The 19344-nt window shown below is 38.6% G+C and carries 17 protein-coding genes; 6 read left to right on the top strand and 11 right to left on the bottom strand.

Features of this window, described 5'->3' with window-relative positions; all coding sequences use genetic code 11:
* Positions 1-35: 35 nt before the first annotated feature.
* Both ACOQO5_RS13465 and ACOQO5_RS13460 read right to left on the bottom strand, forming a co-directional pair.
* Positions 36-716, bottom strand: coding sequence for a response regulator transcription factor (locus tag ACOQO5_RS13465; RefSeq protein WP_420582212.1), 681 nt, complete (start codon positions 714-716; stop codon positions 36-38).
* On the bottom strand, positions 713-2113 hold the full coding sequence (locus tag ACOQO5_RS13460) for a sensor histidine kinase (protein WP_420582211.1): 1401 nt from the start codon (positions 2111-2113) through the stop codon (positions 713-715). Before ACOQO5_RS13460 ends, ACOQO5_RS13465 begins: the two co-directional genes overlap by 4 nt.
* A gap of 141 nt (positions 2114-2254) precedes the next feature.
* On the opposite strand from ACOQO5_RS13460, the gene ACOQO5_RS13455 reads away from it, so the two are divergent.
* From ACOQO5_RS13455 to ACOQO5_RS13445, 3 genes are all read left to right on the top strand, one after another.
* Positions 2255-3058, top strand: coding sequence for a GLPGLI family protein (locus ACOQO5_RS13455; RefSeq protein WP_420582210.1), 804 nt, complete (start codon positions 2255-2257; stop codon positions 3056-3058).
* A gap of 10 nt (positions 3059-3068) precedes the next feature.
* A complete protein-coding gene (locus tag ACOQO5_RS13450) occupies positions 3069-5747 on the top strand; it encodes a carboxypeptidase-like regulatory domain-containing protein (RefSeq protein ID WP_420582209.1) in 2679 nt (892 codons plus the stop codon).
* 72 nt (positions 5748-5819) lie between these two features.
* Positions 5820-6530, top strand: a complete 711-nt coding sequence (locus ACOQO5_RS13445) for a tRNA1(Val) (adenine(37)-N6)-methyltransferase (RefSeq protein ID WP_420582208.1) — start codon at positions 5820-5822, stop codon at positions 6528-6530.
* Here ACOQO5_RS13445 and ACOQO5_RS13440 read toward each other — a convergent pair.
* Together ACOQO5_RS13440 and ACOQO5_RS13435 are read right to left on the bottom strand one after the other, a co-directional pair.
* The gene (locus tag ACOQO5_RS13440) at positions 6527-7309 is read right to left on the bottom strand and encodes a DUF3667 domain-containing protein (protein ID WP_420582207.1); all 783 of its coding nucleotides are present in this window, start codon (positions 7307-7309) and stop codon (positions 6527-6529) included. The genes ACOQO5_RS13445 and ACOQO5_RS13440 overlap by 4 nt on opposite strands.
* A gap of 105 nt (positions 7310-7414) precedes the next feature.
* Positions 7415-9838 carry a sodium-translocating pyrophosphatase gene (locus tag ACOQO5_RS13435; RefSeq protein WP_420582206.1) on the bottom strand — a complete coding sequence of 808 codons (2424 nt, stop codon included), beginning with the start codon at positions 9836-9838 and terminating at the stop codon, positions 7415-7417.
* Between the two features lie 270 nt (positions 9839-10108).
* Between ACOQO5_RS13435 and ACOQO5_RS13430 the strand changes: the two genes are divergently transcribed.
* Positions 10109-10729 (top strand): hypothetical protein, encoded by a 621-nt coding sequence (locus ACOQO5_RS13430; RefSeq protein ID WP_420582205.1) that lies wholly within the window; start codon positions 10109-10111, stop codon positions 10727-10729.
* A 57-nt stretch (positions 10730-10786) separates the two neighbouring features.
* Positions 10787-11554 (top strand): class I SAM-dependent methyltransferase, encoded by a 768-nt coding sequence (locus ACOQO5_RS13425; protein WP_420582204.1) that lies wholly within the window; start codon positions 10787-10789, stop codon positions 11552-11554.
* 16 nt (positions 11555-11570) lie between these two features.
* Here ACOQO5_RS13425 and ACOQO5_RS13420 read toward each other — a convergent pair whose 3' ends face one another.
* From ACOQO5_RS13420 to ACOQO5_RS13390, 7 genes are all read right to left on the bottom strand, one after another.
* Complete coding sequence (locus ACOQO5_RS13420) at positions 11571-11876, bottom strand: type II toxin-antitoxin system RelE/ParE family toxin (protein WP_420582203.1); 306 nt, start codon at positions 11874-11876, stop codon at positions 11571-11573.
* The gene (locus ACOQO5_RS13415) at positions 11876-12118 is read right to left on the bottom strand and encodes a hypothetical protein (protein WP_420582202.1); all 243 of its coding nucleotides are present in this window, start codon (positions 12116-12118) and stop codon (positions 11876-11878) included. Before ACOQO5_RS13415 ends, ACOQO5_RS13420 begins: the two co-directional genes overlap by 1 nt.
* A 63-nt stretch (positions 12119-12181) precedes the next feature.
* Complete coding sequence (locus ACOQO5_RS13410) at positions 12182-13153, bottom strand: glycosyltransferase family 2 protein (protein ID WP_420582201.1); 972 nt, start codon at positions 13151-13153, stop codon at positions 12182-12184.
* Entirely contained in the window at positions 13153-13692 is a 540-nt protein-coding gene (locus ACOQO5_RS13405) for a DUF4199 domain-containing protein (protein WP_420582200.1), read from the bottom strand. The genes ACOQO5_RS13410 and ACOQO5_RS13405 overlap by 1 nt, the downstream gene beginning before the upstream one ends.
* Positions 13693-13750: 58 nt before the next feature.
* On the bottom strand, positions 13751-14269 hold the full coding sequence (locus tag ACOQO5_RS13400) for a DUF4199 domain-containing protein (RefSeq protein WP_420582199.1): 519 nt from the start codon (positions 14267-14269) through the stop codon (positions 13751-13753).
* A 5-nt stretch (positions 14270-14274) separates the two neighbouring features.
* Positions 14275-15537, bottom strand: a complete 1263-nt coding sequence (locus ACOQO5_RS13395) for a dihydroorotase (protein ID WP_420582198.1) — start codon at positions 15535-15537, stop codon at positions 14275-14277.
* Positions 15537-17516: a BatA domain-containing protein gene (locus ACOQO5_RS13390; protein WP_420582197.1), complete on the bottom strand. Its 1980-nt coding sequence runs from the start codon at positions 17514-17516 to the stop codon at positions 15537-15539. Before ACOQO5_RS13390 ends, ACOQO5_RS13395 begins: the two co-directional genes overlap by 1 nt.
* A 538-nt stretch (positions 17517-18054) precedes the next feature.
* Here ACOQO5_RS13390 and ACOQO5_RS13385 point away from each other — a divergent pair.
* Positions 18055-19305, top strand: coding sequence for an efflux RND transporter periplasmic adaptor subunit (locus tag ACOQO5_RS13385; protein WP_420582196.1), 1251 nt, complete (start codon positions 18055-18057; stop codon positions 19303-19305).
* Positions 19306-19344: the final 39 nt, after the last annotated feature.

Below are 19344 nucleotides of genomic sequence, written 5' to 3'. Positions count from 1 at the left end.
AATTTGCCCCCACATGCCTTATCAAAAATTTTGCACTAGCAAACTAACTTATATCCATAACCCCGTACATTGAGGATTTCAATACTAGAATCCTTGGCTAATTTTTTTCTCAGTTTGGTAATGAATACATCCATGCTGCGCGCATTGAAAAAATCGTCATTGCCCCAAATTTCACTGAGCATGGTAGATCGATCTACTACTTCATTTGGTGAGATCGCCAGACTCATTAGTACCTCTGCCTCTCTGTGAGTCAGCATTTGTTCTTCAGTTTTGAATTGTAGTTTTTGTTTGGGGTAGTTGAATAGATAAGCACCAATTTCGATTTGCTCTTCTGCCGACTTTCTTTCTCTTCTAAGCATCAACTCTTGTACTCTCACGATCAGCTCTTCTATGCTGAAGGGCTTTTTGAGATAATCATTGCCTCCTAACTCAAAACCTTCAACTACATCTTTGGTTTGCGACTTGGCCGTTAGAAATATAATAGGTGTCCTTCGGTCCAGTTTCCTGATTTCTTTGGTTATGGAGAATCCATCTTTTTTTGGCATCATTACATCCAATACCATAATATCAGGTTTAAATACTTTATACTTCGTAAGTGCGTCCTCACCATTTTGGCACCACTCTACTATGAAACCTCGAGATTCAAGACTTTCTTTTACGATCAACCCCAAAGAAGATTCGTCTTCAGCGAGCAATATTTTCATTGATTTGCTCATGCCGGAATATTGATTTTAAATATAGTTTTATCATTGGTTGATAAAACAGTGAGCTTACCGCCATGTTTTTCTACGATGGTTCGAGCGTAATACAGTCCTATACCATAGCCTTTGACGTCGTGTACATTTCCAGATGAGATGCGATAGAATTTATCGAAAATTTTAATTTGCTCTTTTTTGTTTATTCCTGTTCCATTGTCTGATACTGAGATCTCAATTTGACCCTCGTCCTTTTTCAAGGCAATATTTATTTGATCTCCTCCATATTTTAATGCGTTGTCAATCAAATTGGAAATAACATTTTCAAAATGAAACACATCTACTTGAGCCCATATATCATTGTCACCTTTGAACGAAATAGATTTCCTACAAGTGCTCTTATAATGATCTGTTATCGTTTGTATTAGATTGGTTAATTCTGTGCGTAGTGGGTTCAATTGTAACTCACTTTCTTCCAGCGTGGCGGTATCTAGTAACTTTTCTACCATGCCATTGAGCTTGGTTAATTGTTCATTCGATATATTAAGATATTTCGCTGTTTTTGCCAGGTCTTTTTCAGTATTGAATTTTTCTATAGCCTCTAATGCAGTACTCACCGTAGCGATGGGTGTTTTAAACTCGTGGGTAATATTGCTGATCAGGTCGTTTTTCATGAGATCCAAACTTTTCTGATGTTGGATAAAACGATATAAATAGATCAATACACCAATGATTACTAATGCAGTGATCACTGAAATTAGGACACCAATGATCCCTTTTTTGAGTATAACACCAAAACTTGGAGTTATACTCAGGAATAGCTCATTGCCAGCAGCCAGATAGGTGGAATTGGCCTGGACAGCCAATTTTTTGCTGCTATGTACAGGTGGTAAGCCTCTAATAATTTCAAATTCATCATTGATCCCTTTTCTGACTAATTCAATGGTCAATAGACTATCTAAGGTATTATAATCTAAACTGTCGGCCTCGAGAGACATGGCTAGTCTGGAAGCAAGTTTCACAAATCTTTTTTGAGTACCCTCGACCGTGTCGGCACTACTCAGTTTTCCCACGATCACCATGCTCGAGTGAGTTTCAGTAACAACAGAATCCGTATTCCATTCAAATTTTTGAAACTCCTTTTCGGTTCCGTTAATTTGATGGGACTGGGAAATAATACTGTCAGTTACATTTGTTTCTGTCAAAATTCGATTGATCTGAGGCTCTATTAATTGATCATCATTCATTTGAACGAAATGTATTTTAGCCAACTGAGCATAGTATTGCTCTACAGAATTGTCTAAAGCCACCTGGATTTCAGAAATGAGAAACCGCTTGTTTTCTTCGTAATTACGCCAATTCCAATAGCCTTGAACCACTACTGTCATTGCGATGGTGATCACAATAATCCATGACAAGATTTGAAATTTTCTGTTATTCATCATTCAAAGATAGGAGTATTGAAGTGCTTTTTTGGTCGGTTAACACTCGTTAACACTCGATAACATATTTCTACGTTCGGTCCTATTTGTTTTGAAGCATAATCAAATCAAAAACAAATGAACACAATTATTAAACTTTCAATTATGTTGTGCACCTTGACATTTCAAGGATTGGCACAATCAGGAATAGCTACTTACAAAACAGCGGCTACAGTAAACTTCGAAGGAGACAGTACGCTAAGTCATGGGCAACAGGCTTCCATGCAGATGCAGTTGAGACGTGCCTTGCAAAGAGAGTACGAACTCAAATTCAATGGAGCTGAATCTAGCTACAAACAAATCGAATCATTGGATAAAAAAGCAGTTGCTCAGGAGTCCGGGGTAATGGTAAAGGTAGCAGGCGGTTCATCACTTACATATAAAGACACCAAGAATAAGAAATATTTACAGACGGCTGATTTGTTCGGCAAATCATTTTTAATCGATGATGAGTTGGAGCCATTAGGTTGGGAGATTACTGGAGAGAAAAAACAGATCGGAAAATATGAATGCCAACAAGCTAAGTACTCTACTGAGTCAAGAATGATGCAAGTAGATTCTGAAACTGGAGAATCTGAAGAAGTTGTTTCTCAAATAGATGTAATCGCTTGGTTTACAATGGACATACCAATCAATCAAGGACCAGACGATTTTTGGGGATTGCCAGGGCTCATTCTAGAGGTCAATAATGGTAATGCCACTATTATATGCAGTAAGGTTACCCTCAACCCTCAAGAAGCAGTGGTGGTAGAAAAGCCCAAAGGTGGAAAGTCGATTACAAGAGATGAGTTTAATGTATTGCAAGAAGAAAAACTGCAAGAAATGATGCAGCAATACAATGGCAATGGAGAAGAAAGAAGAGTGATCAGAGTAGGAGGGTAATCTCGTAGATATGAATAGATTACTAATGGTCATGCTGCTGGGGTGGAGCTTTTCCACCTTAGCACAAAACTCAATCACATTTACAGGTGTAGTCCAGGATTCCACAGGCAACCTCATGGAGCTTTCCAATGTAGTGGCTTATCATGCTGAAACTGATAAACTCACTTCTTACGGGGTTACAGATGCGGATGGCAGGTTTTATTTGAAGTTAATAGAAGGGGTAACCTATGTATTACGATCAACCTTCATTGGTTATCAAACCAGTCAAGATACCATAATAGCAAAATCAAATGATTCGAACCCATATGTGATAACCTTAAAGTCTAGTACCAAACGATTGGATACTATCACAATAGAAGAAGAATTTCCAGTCATGATATCAGGAGATACAATTTCTTACAAAGCAGATGCTTTTAAAAAAGGTAATGAACGCAAACTTGAAGACGTATTGGAAGGCATCCCTGGTTTTGATGTTGATGAAAACGGACAAATCAAAATTCAAGGCAAATCAGTAGAAAAGGTATTGGTGGAAGGCAAAGAATTTTTTGAAGGCGACACTAAGTTAGCGGTGCAGAACATCCCAGCCAACGCAGTTGACCGTGTTCAGGTGCTTCGAAATTTCTCCGATATTTCCCCTATGGGTACTTTGGGAAATAATGAAGATCGATTGGCTATTAATATTCAATTGACCGAGGATAAAAAGAATATGACTTTTGGAGATGTGGAAGCAGGAACTGGACTGGATAGTAGATATTTAGCGCATGCTAATCTCTTTAGGTATACGCCGAAAGCCACTATCAATTTTATCGTTGACGCTAACAATATCGGGAGGCAAGCTTTTACACCAAGGGACTATTTTAGATTCATGGGAGGTATGAGGAACATGATGTCTCAATCTGGCTCTAATTTTTCAACTACGGAAGAAAACATGGGCTTTATGAATATGCAAAGTAATCGGGCAGTGTCCATTGACACAAAACTAGGTGCTATCAATTTCAATATTGCTTCCAATAATAAGTGGAACCTTTCAGGTTTTGCCATTGGCTCTGCAGCCCATACGAATTTACTTTCGCTTTCCGAAAGGACTTATGTTAATTCAGATACTGACAACAATAAGGAGTCTCTGGCCACAGATGAAATTCAAGAGAACCTTTCTGGATTAGCTAAATTCAAAGCTCAGTATACACCTAATGTTGATACTCAAATAGAGTATGAAATTTTCGCTAAAGGAAGTGTATTGAATGATGACGAACAGCGAGTCTCGGATAACCTAAGTGTATTAAATAAAGTAGGAACGGCAGCTGACCAAAAACCATATGACATTATTCAGAGATTTGACTTTTATCATGCACTGAATGACAAAAACATATTCTCGGTAGAAGCCAGCTTTGAATATGCTAAACAAAATCCGTTCCTATCATTTGATTCTGATCTTCCATTATTTTCAGGCGTACTGCCATTGGATAGCGCGGACCGGTATAACTTTTTCCAATACAAAAATATCAATACTCAAAAGTATGAGTTTGTGGCCAACTGGTACTATATATTAAACAGGACCAACCATCTGGATTTTAGATTTGGCAATAGTCATATAAAACAACAAATGGTCTCTTCGATCACACAAAAAGACAATACAGCATTGAATGACCCTACTTTTAACAATGATTTCGACTATAAATTCCTTGATGTATATGCAGGCGTAAATTGGAGATCTAAAATTGACAAGGTGATTATTAACCCTGGTGTTTATGCGCATAGATATAAAACCAAAGATGGTCAGAGAGATCAAAATCTAGTCATTGATAAAGTGATTTGGCTTCCAGAATTTACAGTGAGTTATGACATTACCAGTTCTCAAACTTTACGATTTAGATACAATTTGGAAGCACGATTCATGGATGTTCAAAAAGTCGCACAAGGATTGTTTGTTCAGAATTACAATAACTTGTATTTGGGAAATCAATTGCTGGAAAATAGTACAATTCACAACTATAATTTGAATTATACGAATTACAGTTTGTTTAGTCACTTCAGTATTTTCGGAGGATTAAACTATCAAAAAATCAGTCAGAATTTTGGTGAATCAGTGATTTATCAAGGGTTGGAGCGATTAAGTTCTCCAATCAATGTGCATGATGCCAATGAGCTCATAAGTTTTTACGGAGACTTTGAAAAAACTTTTAAGAAATGGAAAATTAATGCTGGCGCCAATCTTTACTATTTGACTACCTCTAATGAGATCAATCAATCCCCAAATCTGAATAAATCATTTACACAGCAATACACTGGATCAGCAGAGACGAGGCTAGCCGATATTTTTACTATTGAATTGGGATATGAAAGGACTTTTAATCAATACACTAGTTCGGCTACCGAGAATGATTTCATTAATGACAAACCATTTTTCGAGATAGAAATAGCGATTAGACCTTGGTTGAGTTTGTTGTCTGATTATGAATACAACAACTATCGTGCATCTGATGGAACCAGCCAATCCACTTATAAATTCCTCAATGCCTCTTTGATTCTTCAAAAAGAAAAAAGCCCATGGCAGTTAACCATTGAAGGGACCAATCTACTAGACACAGAAGCGATTCGGCGAGATAGTTTCGCAGACAATTTAGTGGGTACCTATGCATATTTCGTTCAGCCCAGATATTTCACTTTAGCAGTGAAATTTGATCTGTAGTTTCAAGTTCATTAACCGTCATGTGTGGAGCATGGCGGTTACATTTGCTTCTTTATTCAAAAGTTTTAAATAGTGGCTAACTCCTATTTTCAATTCAAACAATTCACTGTACATCAGGATCGATGTGCCATGAAAGTAAGTACTGATGCTTGCATTTTTGGTGCTTGGGTTCCTGATTCTAGTCCAAGTAGAATTCTTGACATAGGAACTGGGACTGGCCTTTTATCTTTGATGCTGGCACAACGTATAGAAGCTCCAATCGATGCCATAGAATTGGATGAAGCTGCTGCAGAGCAATCCAAACAAAATGTTTTGAATTCTAATTGGAAGGACAGGATTCATGTTGTTCAACAGAATGTTTTTGATTGGGCACAATCAACTAAGTATAGATATGATTTGATTATTGCAAACCCACCTTTTTTCAAAAATAGTTTAAAGTCGGATACAAGTCAGAATAATTTGGCCAAGCACGACACTTCGGATTTCAACAAAGAAAGACTCGCAGGAATATTAAAATCAATACTTTCTGAACAGGGAATGGCTTACATCCTTTATCCGGAATTAGAGAGTAAGCAGTTCAAAGAGGAAGTAGAAAAATTGGACCTGTTCTATTCTGAAGCATTGGTCATCAGAAATCAACCAAAAGGACCTGTTTTTCGGGTGATATCCAAAATCACCAAGACTGAACAGCGGTGTGAATCAGAAGAGCTAAACATACGAGAAGGTCAAAATCACTCGAGGTCTTTTGAGAAGCTTTTGACAAACTACTATTTAAAATATTAGTTCAAACTTCTCTTGAGTATCAACAAGAGGGTAATAGATAAAGTAGTAAATAGTAAAAACGAGGCATAAGCCAGCAAATAGGCGAAAAAACTTTTGAAGATAGATCTAATGCTTATTCTATGAGTAAAAAATAAGCTAATAGCAATCATTTGATATACCGTAGCTACAAGACTGATGATTATAGAATTTTTATAACCGCTTACAGCAAATACCAAAAAACCTACAATGTTAAATATTTGAGCCTGACCATGGGAAAAGAAAGCGAGAACAATACTTTCAAGTACGTTAAACCCTGATTTTCTGAACCATAACCTTGACCAAAAACCAACAAAAGGAACCATCAATACGGCAATGTACTGCAAGTTGTCATGAATTTTCTCTTGAACCATTTTGGCCATGACTTTGGCCTCTTGTGATTGTGGAGATTTGGTTTTGTCGATGATAGAATTTGATAGGTCTTCTGTTTTTGGAAAGTAATCTGAGACAGAAAATCCTGATATTTTAATCAGCAATAATAAAATGGCAAACATCAAAAAATAATAGCCAACTGGCCCTACGTATTTGCCTCTAATCCCTTGGATGTATTCGCGTGCAACTGTTCCAGGATTTTTGAATAAGCCAATAACTGTTCTGGGAAAAGCCCCGTCAAGCCCATAAATGCGACTGAAGAAGTCGCTGAAAAAAGTTTTGATGGTGAGCCTGGCAACCCCTTGTTTTTGCCCACATTCTGAACAAAATTTCCCTTCGGTTATTGCGCCGCATTGAATGCAAGTCTTCATAGGTATAGTTTGGATGGTGCTTCAAGTATAATGAATACAATCTTAGACACAAAAAAAGCGAGAGATTCACATCCCTCGCTTTTCTATAATTTCAATTTATGAAGTTTATTGCTCCGTTGCATTAGCTTCCGTTTCTACTTCAGTAGTTTCTTCAACTTGAGTAGTACTCATTTCTTTTTGTTCTCCTTTAGCAGCACAACATGCTTTTGTGCAACCAGGTTTGCAAGCCTTTGCCTCACCTTTGCTAGTGCAACATGCTTTGGTACAACCTGCTTTACATTCTTTTTTGTCCATTTTGGTGTGACAAGCAGCGGTACATCCACCTTCATGTTTACAGCCCATCATTTCCATTTTCACTTCTGAGCCGTGTCCGCCTGTGCCGTATACTTCACCCAAGATTGGAGCGATCACCAAACCTACTAAACAAGTCAATTTGATCAAAATGTTCATAGATGGCCCGGAAGTATCTTTGAATGGATCACCAACAGTATCACCAGTTACTGCCGCTTTGTGTGCTTCAGATCCTTTGTAAGTCATCTCACCGTTGATCTCAACACCTGCTTCGAACGACTTCTTAGCGTTGTCCCATGCACCACCGGCGTTGTTTTGGAAGATCGCCCACATTACTCCAGATACAGCTACACCTGCCATGTACGCACCTAGTGCTTCAGGTCCCATAGCAAATCCAATGATGATTGGCGTGATGATAGTCAAGGCACCAGGAAGCATCATTTCTTTCAATGCGGCTTGCGTAGAGATTTCTACACATCTAGCGTAATCAGGCTTACCTGTTCCTTCCAAGATGCCAGGAATTTCTTTGAATTGACGTCTTACTTCCATAACCATTTCCATGGCAGCTTTACCTACAGATTTCATAGCTAAAGCAGAGAATACTACTGGAATCATACCTCCAATGAACAACGCAGCCAATACGTCTGCTTTGAAAATGTTGATACCATCGATTCCAGTGAAAGTAACGTAAGCAGCGAAAAGTGCCAATGCAGTCAATGCCGCAGAAGCAATCGCAAATCCTTTTCCTACTGCAGCAGTAGTATTACCTACTGAATCTAGAATGTCTGTTCTCTCTCTTACTTCTTCAGGAAGCTCACTCATTTCAGCTACACCACCTGCGTTGTCCGCAATAGGTCCGAAAGCATCGATTGCCAATTGCATAGCAGTAGTTGCCATCATGGCAGAAGCAGCGATAGCCACACCGTAAAACCCAGCCAATTCGTATGATCCCCAAATCGCAATAGCGAAAAGGATCACAGAAGAGAAGGTAGAAATCATACCTGTAGCCAAACCAGCAATGATGTTGGTAGCAGCCCCAGTAGATGAATTAGTTACAATATCTAAAACTGGCTTTTTGCCCAACGCAGTGTAGTATTCAGTAAACATGGAGATTAAGTATCCCACGCCTAGACCTACCAAAGTAGCATAGAATACATGACGACTAGGAATATCCATAGCGCCTTCTCCGAAGAACTTCATGCCTACAATAGTTTCAGGTAGCATGTAGTCGATCAAGAACCATCCAGCTACTGCAGTCAATAGAATAGAAACAATGTTACCCGTGTTCAATGCTTTTTGTACCTGGTCTTCTTTAGCAGAATTGTCTTTGATGCTGATCAAGAAAGTACCAATGATAGAAGCTACAATACCAACGCCAGCGATCATTACAGGTAACAAGATAGGGCCCATACCACCGAATGTGTCAAGTACGACACCAGCGTCAGCCATGTCTTTGATGATATAGTTACCCAATACCATAGAGGCCAATACAGTAGCTACATAAGAACCGAAAAGGTCAGCACCCATACCGGCTACGTCACCTACATTATCACCTACGTTGTCAGCTATAGTAGCAGGGTTTCTTGGATCATCCTCTGGGATACCAGCTTCAACTTTACCTACCAAGTCAGCGCCTACATCGGCAGCTTTGGTGTAGATACCACCACCAACTCTGGCGAAAAGCGCAATGGACTCAGCACCTAAAGAGAAACCAGCTAGGGCTTCCAATACCATGGTCATGTCATTGTAGAAAGAGCCATTGCCCATAAACATGTTGATGAAGATCAAGAAGAACAAGCTAAGACCCAAAACGGCCAATCCTGCAACACCTAACCCCATCACGGTACCACCACCGAAAGAAACTTTCAATGCGTTTGGTAAACTGGTTCTGGCAGCTTCTGTAGTTCTTGCGTTGGCTTCTGTAGCGATACGCATACCGATGTTTCCTGCCGCAGCAGAGAATATGGCACCAACAACGAATGCAGGGACGATCATCCAACTGGTGGTTTCTACCATAGTTGAAATACCAAAAAGTGCGGCTGAAGCTGCAACTACAAAGATGGCTAACAGTCTGTACTCAGCACTCAAGAAGGCTAATGCACCTTCTTTAATGTTTTTTGAGATTTCTTGCATCTTCTCATTTCCGGCACTTTGTTTCTTTACCCATGCCATTTTAATCAGCATGAAAACAAGTCCCAGACAGGCCAATACGATTGGCACGTAAATCAAATTACTCATATCTTTTCCTAGAATTTTTTAAACTCAAATTTAAAAATCAAAAAAGGGCATAAAGCCCTCTCATTTAAACCAGCGCAAATATAAGAGATCAGTCAACAATAAAAAATATAGTAGCTGAGGGAATCGATGTTGACCCTGGTTGGCTATATTTTACATTTTAATGGACTATTTCAATACACTGAAAATGAAAGGCTTGAAATCGAAAAGAACAGAAAGCAATTTCAGTATTATTTCGTAGTTTACTGGCTGAAACTGTTACTATCAATTTATATGTCTTCGGAAAAGAAAACAACTGCCGTCTCCAGTATCCTACTTATTGTCGTGTCAATAACTACTTTGCATTTGGTTAATCTGGCGCACAATGAATTAACTATTGATCTGGCTATGGAGCCGGTGAAGAACCTCTCAGACGCACGTCATCTTATTGTTAATGGTAATTATAATCGCGCCATTCAGGAACTGGATGATGCGATGATGAAAATGCGAGTAATAGAACAGTATACTGATAGTTCATCAATTGCTCATTTGGAAAGAGCAGTGGAGGATTTGGAGCTAGTCGAAAAGGAGATGCGAATCGACGACCTTCAGGAAGATGATTTGAATCGGGCATTTTTTAACGCATTAAATTCGATAGCGTATGCTTGCATGACGATTTCGGAAAATAACCTGGACAAAGGAGAAAAATTCAAAGCCATGCAGTTTATGAATGCGACTTTTGCAGAAATGATTGCTTCGTTGAAATTTGTGAAAGACGAACACCTCAAGCAAAAAGAAGAGAAGGTGATTGCCCATGTGAGAGAGATTCTCGATAAAATGGAGTCCACAAAATATACCTTCAAGTTTGACTATGATATGGTTAATCACGAATTGGAGGAGTTGATAGAAAATTAAATGATTCCTTCCCATCTTCAGGGCTAACGTTATATTTGCGGCTTAATCCAGAATGCTTTGAAGAAAATCATCAGTTTTGTTGTTCGCCATATTCCGCGAAAATATTTACAACTTTTCAGTCATGTAGCGCTTAAAGTTGTGGCTCTATTTTATAGAGGTAATAAAGTACAGTGCCCTGTTTGTGATAGTCATTTTTCAAAATTCGTACCCTACGGCAGGGTGGCTAGAGCCAATGCGCTATGTCCAAATTGTTTGGCTTTAGAGCGACATAGATTGATGTGGCTGTACCTCAAGCAAAAAACGAGTTTCTTTGAGCCAGGACAAGAGGTCCTGCATATAGCGCCGGAAATTTGCTTTATCAAGCGTTTTGAAGAAATTCATGGAGATCAGTACATCACGGCGGATCTGGAATCACCTTTGGCTAAGGTGAAAATGGATATTCACGAGATGCCATTCGAAGACAATCGATTCGATGTAGCCTTTTGCAATCATGTAATGGAACACGTAGCTGACGATATCCAATCTATGAAGGAAATCCACAGAGTGCTGAAACCAGGTGGTTGGGCTATCATCCAAATTCCAATCTTTCATCCCGTTCCTGAGGTAACTTTTGAGGATGATACCGTTACTGACCCAAAAGAACGGGATAGACTATTTGGACAAGATGACCACGTAAGGCTGTACGGAAAGGACTATCCTGATCGGTTGAGAAAGGCTGGATTTAGCGTGGTAGAGGATGATTTTGTAAATTCACTTTCTAAAGAAGACCAAGCTCGATTTGCCTTGCCGAAGGATGAGGTTATTCATTTGTGCAGGAAGGATTGAATGTTTCTTTTCTTCTCTAATTGTAGTTTTCCAATTTGTGAATCAACTTAACAATGTGGACCTCAGAATCCGTGACATCATAAATCAAGAGGTGTGAATGGGTCTCTCTAAATCGAAAATTGCCAGGAATTCTTTTCATTGGTGGGTAAAGCTCATAACGCTCTGGCATATTTTTGAGACTTCGTGCTGTTTTCAAAATGCCATTTCTTACTTTTTTAGCATTAGATGCTGACTGATATTTTATATGGTCATAGGCTTTTCTAAGTTGCATTTTGGCATCATCATCCCAAATGACGATGTATTCCTTTATCTGCTCAGTCATTACCAGTTCTCAGCTTCGCTTTCCAAGTCTTCTTGTGTAGTGAATTGCCCAGAATTAATTCGTTGTTTAGCAGCTAATACGTCTGACCTTAGTTTGGAACTAGTGACAGCTTTCCCATCAGGATCATATCCTAATACAGTTTTTCTGTTCTGAAGAATAGATTTGATGTCCTTTACAATTTTGATATCTTCAACTTTCATAAGTTCTTCAATCAAAGCGTACTTTTCTGCCTGTAGATCCATCGGGTATAAATTTAGTAATAAAGATAATGAATTTGTTCGTCTGAAAACTTACAATTGAGTTGATTACCCCTTTAACCCAACCTTTTCACTAATCAAATAATCATTCTTTCTGGTAGAAGATTGTGTCATCATTTCGCCGATGAAACCAGCTAAGAACAATTGGACGCCAATGATCACTGCAACAAGTGCCAAGAAGAATAGTGGCTGATCCACCACGTCACGAGCAGGGTAACCCATCTGAATTTCGTAGATTTTTCGGCCTATGATCCAAAAAGTAATCAAGGTTCCAAAGAAAAAGGACAATGTACCAAAGGATCCAAAAAAGTGCATCGGGCGTTTTTTGAATTTGGATACGAAAGAGATCGAAAGTAAATCTAAAAAACCAAAGATGAATCGCTCCAGACCAAACTTGGTTTCTCCATACTTACGTGCCTGATGTTGTACTACACGTTCGCCGATTTTGGCAAAGCCTTGCCCTTTGGCTAGGAATGGGATATAACGGTGCATTTCACCATAGACATCAATCGATTTGACCACGTCTCGTCGGTAGGCTTTCAACCCACAATTGAAATCGTGTAGTTTGATGCCGGAGAACTTCCTAGCTACGAAGTTGAAGAACTTCGAAGGGATGGTCTTCATGATCGGATCATAGCGTTTCTTTTTCCAACCCGACACCAGGTCATATCCATCTTTGGTAATCTGTTCATACAGTCCCGGAATTTCATCAGGACTATCTTGTAAGTCAGCATCCATGGTGATGACTACCTGTCCACTCACATTTTTAAACCCGGTATTAAGGGCAGCAGATTTGCCATAGTTTCTGTTGAATTTGATGCCTTTGACGTGCGCATCTTTATCAGCTAGATCACTGATAATATCCCAGGATTTATCCGTACTTCCGTCATCTACAAAAAGGATTTCGTATTGAAATCCTTTTTCTTCCATTACTCTGCCTATCCAGGCGTGAAGTTCTGGTAATGATTCTTCCTCGTTGAGGAGGGGTATAACTACAGATATATCCAGCGATTCAGCCATTATTCAAATTCGGGTCTTTTCTTTTTAACGATTGCTCCGCAAATTAATCCAATTATAGCAGCTCCCAATGCCCAGGCCCAACTGCCTCTCAGAATACCACCTACAGAAAATTGATCTGCCATGTCTTTCTCTGTTTTTTCAAGCGCCTCATCCATTTCTTCGGCTGGTACTCCCAAAGTTTCCATCAAAGATTCTGTATTTTTCAATACTTGATCGGTCAGTATTTCTGGTAATTCAGGATCAATAACATTGAAGAGTAGAATGGAAAATGCGCCATTGAGAATAGCTCCTATAAGACCAGCGATGAAAAGAAACTTGAAAGCATCTCCAAAAGAGATAAAACCTTCGAGGTGATCTTCTCTGTACTTTTTACCTATGTATGAATATAAGAATATAGAAAGGGCAAAAGAAAACAATGTGAATTTCAAATCTACCATGATGCTAGCATCTATGGCATATATGATCATGGATAAAATGATACTTATTAGTCCTACAATGAGCCCACCTTTGATGGCTTCTGTGGTTGCGTTAGATTCCATTTGGTAATAGTTTAAGGTTAAATAAAATAAAGCCGATCTAAAAATCAGCTAAGTCTAATTATTTTTTTGGTTGCTTTTTTAATACAGTCGACAAAACACTAGTTAGTAAAAAACCAATGCCTGCTTTTTTAACGAAGCTGTCAGTGGCTAAGTCCGATGAAGTAGTTTTACTCACTTCATCATACGAAGATTGATAGCTTTCAGCTCCCATTTCTTCCGTTAGTAGGTCTTTGTTTTCTTTTATTACATTCAAACTTTCAGTTATGTAAGATTCCAGCATATCAGGGTCCGCAAACTGTAAGGCAACCCACAAAAAAACTGAATATAGAACAGCAATACAGCCGTATATAAAGAAGCCTACAGTCATCCCTTGCCAAAACTCCATCAACCCCTGGTTGAAAGTATCACGAAACTCTTTGATGCCAAAAAAGATGAATACAGGAATAATGAAAAAGTCGAATACCCGCATTTCCATCAGTGGATTGGATCCGGTCCATTGAAGTACAAAAAACATGGTTATATTGATACCAGCGCCTATAAGTCCAAATTTTAACGGGACTTTAAATAATGGTTTCATGTAGATTATTCGAAAGTTTGAAATTGATTTCCGTTGATGACGGCGATGACTTTTCCTGTCAATTCTTGATTGTAGAAAGGCGTGTTTCTTGATCGAGATGGGTTGGTTTCATCATTCAGCACCCACTTGGCTTTTGGATCAAAAAGCGTGAGGTTGGCCACTTGTTTTTCGTCAATGCTCGCTGTATCAAGTTTGAGGATAGATCTTGGACTCGAAGTTACTTTCTCTATCCAGACTGCTGGATCTAATTCTTTCCCTAAGGATAATAAAGATGGAAGCATCGTTTGTAATCCAGATATTCCGAATCCCGCAAGATCAAACTCTAATTTTTTGTTTTCCTCATCCTGTGGCGTGTGCGCAGTTACAATCACATCTATCACGCCTTCCTGAAGGCCCTTGATGAGTGCCTTCCTGTCTTTTTCTGTTCGAAGTGGAGGGTTGATTTTATAATTGGAATCATAGTTCATCAAATCCTCATCCGTATGGATCAGGTGATGAATGCTAACATCACAAGTGACTTGAAAGCCTTTCTTTTTAGCCTTCTCTATCAGCTTGACGCTTTCCTTGGAAGAGATATTGGAGAAGTGAATTTTTCCTCCGGCATATTCGAGCAGGTCGAGATCTCTTTTGATGATTAAGTGTTCGGCCAAAGTGGGCATGCCTTTGAGTCCCAATACTGTGCTCACGGTGCCTTCATTCATAGTACCAAACCTAGTGAGCAGTTGATCTTCAGGTTGGCTAATTAATAGGCCATCAATTTTTTGTAAGTAGATCAACGATTTCAGCATCATGTCGGTGTGCCAAATGGGCTTTTCACCATCTGTGAATGCTATGGCGCCTGCGGCATGAAGGTCGAGCATTTCCGTGAGGTCTTCGCCTTTTGTATCTAACGTGACCGCAGCAGTTGGGTAGATATCCGTCAAATAAGGTTTAGACTTGGATAAGATATACTCAACATGTCCTTTGGTTTGCACCACTGGTTCTGTGTTGGGGAGTGTGACTACTCCAGTAAAACCGCCTTGAGCGGCAGTGGCTGCGCCACTGGCCAAATCTTCTTTGTGCTCATTCCCCGGATCGTTGAAATTAACATTCATGTCAAGCCAGCCAGGAGTAAGCAGCATGCCTTTCGCTTCTATTACAGTGTCTGCGCGGTGTTCTTTTTTATCGATGGTAACAATTTTTCCATCTTTGATATGAATGTTGACTACTTTATTATGATGAGGAGAGTGAGGGTCGAGGATTTTGGCTTCTCTGAGGAGTATATTCATTATAAAAATCTTAGTAGCACACTTTCAGCAAAAAGAAATATCAAGGACAAAATTAAAGCATATTTCCATAATTCTCGTTGGTGATATTTTTCTTTCATGATTTTAGAAAATGAAGCCGCATCTTTAGGTTGATAGAGGTTTAAATGCTTGATGTCAGATAATCTGGCTTCGATCTCTTCGATGGGTAGAGTAGTTAAATTTGATTCTTTTTTCGAATGATTAAAAGCAATGGTAGTAAATAAGTGCTCTCCTAGTGTAAGGTCATAAAAACCAGGCGTCAATAAATATTTTGGCATATCTAAGATCAGTTCATTCGCACTCAACCTTTGAGATGGTATGAGTTCAGATACCTCATTTTTCAATTTGTACAATTGACCATTTGGAATACTGTCAACAGTGAGTGTGATATTCGTATGGTCTACACTAAAAGCAAGTGCTTGTGTATTTGTACCACTTAGTTCAGCTATCCTATGCATTACAGGAACGAATAAAGCATGCTGATGAAAAATTGAAAAAGAAGTCGTTAGCGGTCCAGCAAATAGGTAAAGTTTCCCTTTTTGAAAAAGGTGGCTAAGGAATGGTTGCCCGGTTTTGGTATTTAGTAGTTGGATGTCATTCGTTCTCCATTTGTAATTTGAAGACACCTCTGGCATCTGCGTGTCATTACTTATAGACTCAAAAATGTTTTCAAAGAATGGGTTCTTCAGATCTGGTACAGATAGGAGTACTTTGGAAGAAGTAGAGTCTTTGGAAATTTTTGTATTTGCCAATTGATAAGATGGAGCTTTGCCATCTGGAATAAAAACAACAGTTTTTCCTTCACTAAGATGTTTCTCCAACTGTGCGTTCAAACCGTTTTTTAAAGTTTGAAGGCCGTTGATTATTACAAGGTCTGCACGTTCTAAGGTTGGGTAAGAAATGTTCTCTGATTGGTAGCTTACAAAGTTGAACAGGTCATTATTCTCATAAACTTTGCTTATAGGGCTATTTATTTGATTAGACACCTCAACAATATTTATGTGAGCAGCTTGATTAAGAGTGAAGTAGTAATCGTTGTCGAACGTAACCGGGAAGTCTTCGAAGCTGATCAGGCATCTGTTGATTTTGTTTAGTCTGCCTGAAAGTTCAAATGTCACGGTATGACTTGCATTAGCCTCAATATCGATACTCGTAGTAGCACTTTGTTGATCATTGATGAAAAATTTGACTTGCAAATCATTGACCAGTGGCCCCTGGTTTTTGAGCTTCACTTGCAGACTGTTCTTTTGATTGGGAACTAAAAAAGGATTGACTAGAATAACGGTATCAACATAAATATTTCTTTGCTCGGAGTTGGCTACTGTAATCAGGTGATATTGATTGATTGAATCTTGAACAGTTTTAAAATCACCTAATGTGGTATGTTGAAAGTCAGTAAGAATAAATATGTCTTTTGACTCTACTGAATGGCCAGATTGTAATTTGGTGAAAACCTCACTGCCGGTCCTTGCCAAATCTGAATATTCTATTTCCGTTAAGCGTTCAATTGTTTTTATTTTGGATTGACTAATGCTGCTGCCTGGTAAAAAATCATTAGTAAAAAGGTTAAACTGGGTTTCTTGAGGGTAAAGGTTTACCACTTCTTGTGCAACACCTATTAGTTCATTGAAACCGCTGATGTCATTTTCAGTCAGATTAGATAAGCTGTTCGAGTTATCCAAGAAGATTTGTGCCCTTCGACTGTCAAGTCCGTTTTCCGATCCCGGAATAAAAGGCTGTGAAAATGCAAGAACAAGGAAAAAAACAAAAAGAAGCCTGCAAAATAGAATGAGCAAATGTCTCAACTTGAGATTGGAAGAACTTTTCTTTTTAATGCTTTCTAAAAAGCGAACATTCGAAAAACTTACCTTTTTGGCTTTTCTAAAATTGAATAGGTGAACAATAATCGGAATGGCAAGCGCGGAAAGTCCCCACAAAAAGATCGGATAAGTAAAGTTCATTGGAGACAAATCTATATTAAAATTTGTTGGCCTTTAGGATTATTAAGCGTCAAAATACCTATTCCGAGGGATACACGGATTTTACTAACTAAGGTTAGTGGATTCTGAATAAACTGACATGAAAATGAGTGATTTGATAGAATGAAGACTATTTATTCGTGTATAACGGTAAAATAAGGAATTACTTAACAGAGTATTTTTATTTGAACAATAGAGTATTTATATTCGTGTTGTTGTTGTGGATTAAGATTTGATTAGTCCTTTTTATTTTGAGTTTTTGACCTTGGGGTTCAGGAGGAGTCTTGAACCCTTTTTTTATGCCTTTTTTTTGAAAGGTAGCTTTTCCTCTCATTTAATTCTTTTCCAATACAATTCAATTAAAAAAGTGGTCATAAACGAACACCTATTGTTTCATACCTGAACAAGTTTGGTCAATTGCACGACAGTGCGAAAATCATAACTATCTGATAAACAGCTGAGTAATATTGTGGCACTCTTCTTGGCATACCTTGATCGAACTTGAAATTATAATGAACTAATGGATAAGAAGATTAAAAAGAAAAAGTGGACAGTAGGGAAGATATCATCCATATCCTTCGGAGCGCTGTTTGTATCTTTTGTACTATACAACTTCATCTTTGCAGATAAGGGGTCTAAACTCAATGTTTCGGCAGAGAAAATCAATGTTTCAGATGTGGTGAAGGGACAATTCAGAGAATTTATTCCTGTGGATGGAAATGTGATGCCCATAAAGACCATTAGATTGGATGCTATCGAAGGCGGAAACGTAGAAAGGAAATATCTAGAAGGAGGGGAAATGGTAACTAAAGGCGATACCATTTTGAAACTCGCAAACAACAACTTGGTTCAGAACTTTGTAAGAGAAGAAACCCAGACTTACAGACTAGTAAATGAGTTAGCTAATACCAAGTTGAACTTACAGCGAAACAAATTTGAGCTGAAAAGAAGATTGACTGCATTGGACTTCGACATAGATGCAGCAAAAGATGCATACGAAAGAGGAGCAAAACTTAGAGATGATAAGGTTATTTCTGAGCAAGAATACTTGAATTTGAAAAGAGCTTACGATCGACTGGTAACTAACAGGCAAATTGAAGTCGAATCTCAGGCATTTGACCAAAAGGCTACAGAAGCACAGATTAGACAAACCACTCAAACGCTTGAACGTACCAGAAGGAACCTTGAGATGATCAAAGGCAATTTGGATAACTTGTATATCAAAGCACCAATCTCTGGGAGTTTATCATCAGTAAACGTAGAAATAGGTGAATCGATTATGCCTGGTCAAAACATAGGTCAAATTGACGATTTGGACGCATTCAAAGTGCGGGCAACGATCGATGAACATTACATTGCCAGGATCTATGAAGGACTCGAAGGTACTTTTGATTTCGCAGGACAAACACATCAACTCAAAATATATAAAATATACCCTGAGGTAATTAACGGTTTGTTTTCTGTCGATTTAAAGTTTGAAAATGCATTGCCTGAGGACATTAGAAGAGGTCAAACATTGCAAATCAAACTTCAATTGAGTGAGAACATTGAAGCTGTACAAATTCCTAGAGGAAGCTTTTATCAGACCACTGGAGGTAACTGGATTTTTGTAGTGGACGAATCGGGTTCGTATGCCACCAGAAGAAATATCAGATTGGGCCGTCAGAACCCAAGGTTCTACGAAGTAATCGAAGGATTGCAACCTGGCGAAAAAGTTGTTGTCTCTTCTTACGACGGTTACGAAGATAAAGACCGACTTGTATTTAAATAATCAATTAAAAAGAACTAAAACATACTAAACAATATTCAA

It is taken from the genome of Reichenbachiella sp. (genome assembly GCF_965223055.1).
Taxonomy (GTDB): Bacteria; Bacteroidota; Bacteroidia; order Cytophagales; family Cyclobacteriaceae; genus Reichenbachiella.
The sequence above is the reverse complement of the archived record's forward strand: the minus strand, read 5'-3'. Positions and strand labels throughout refer to the sequence as shown.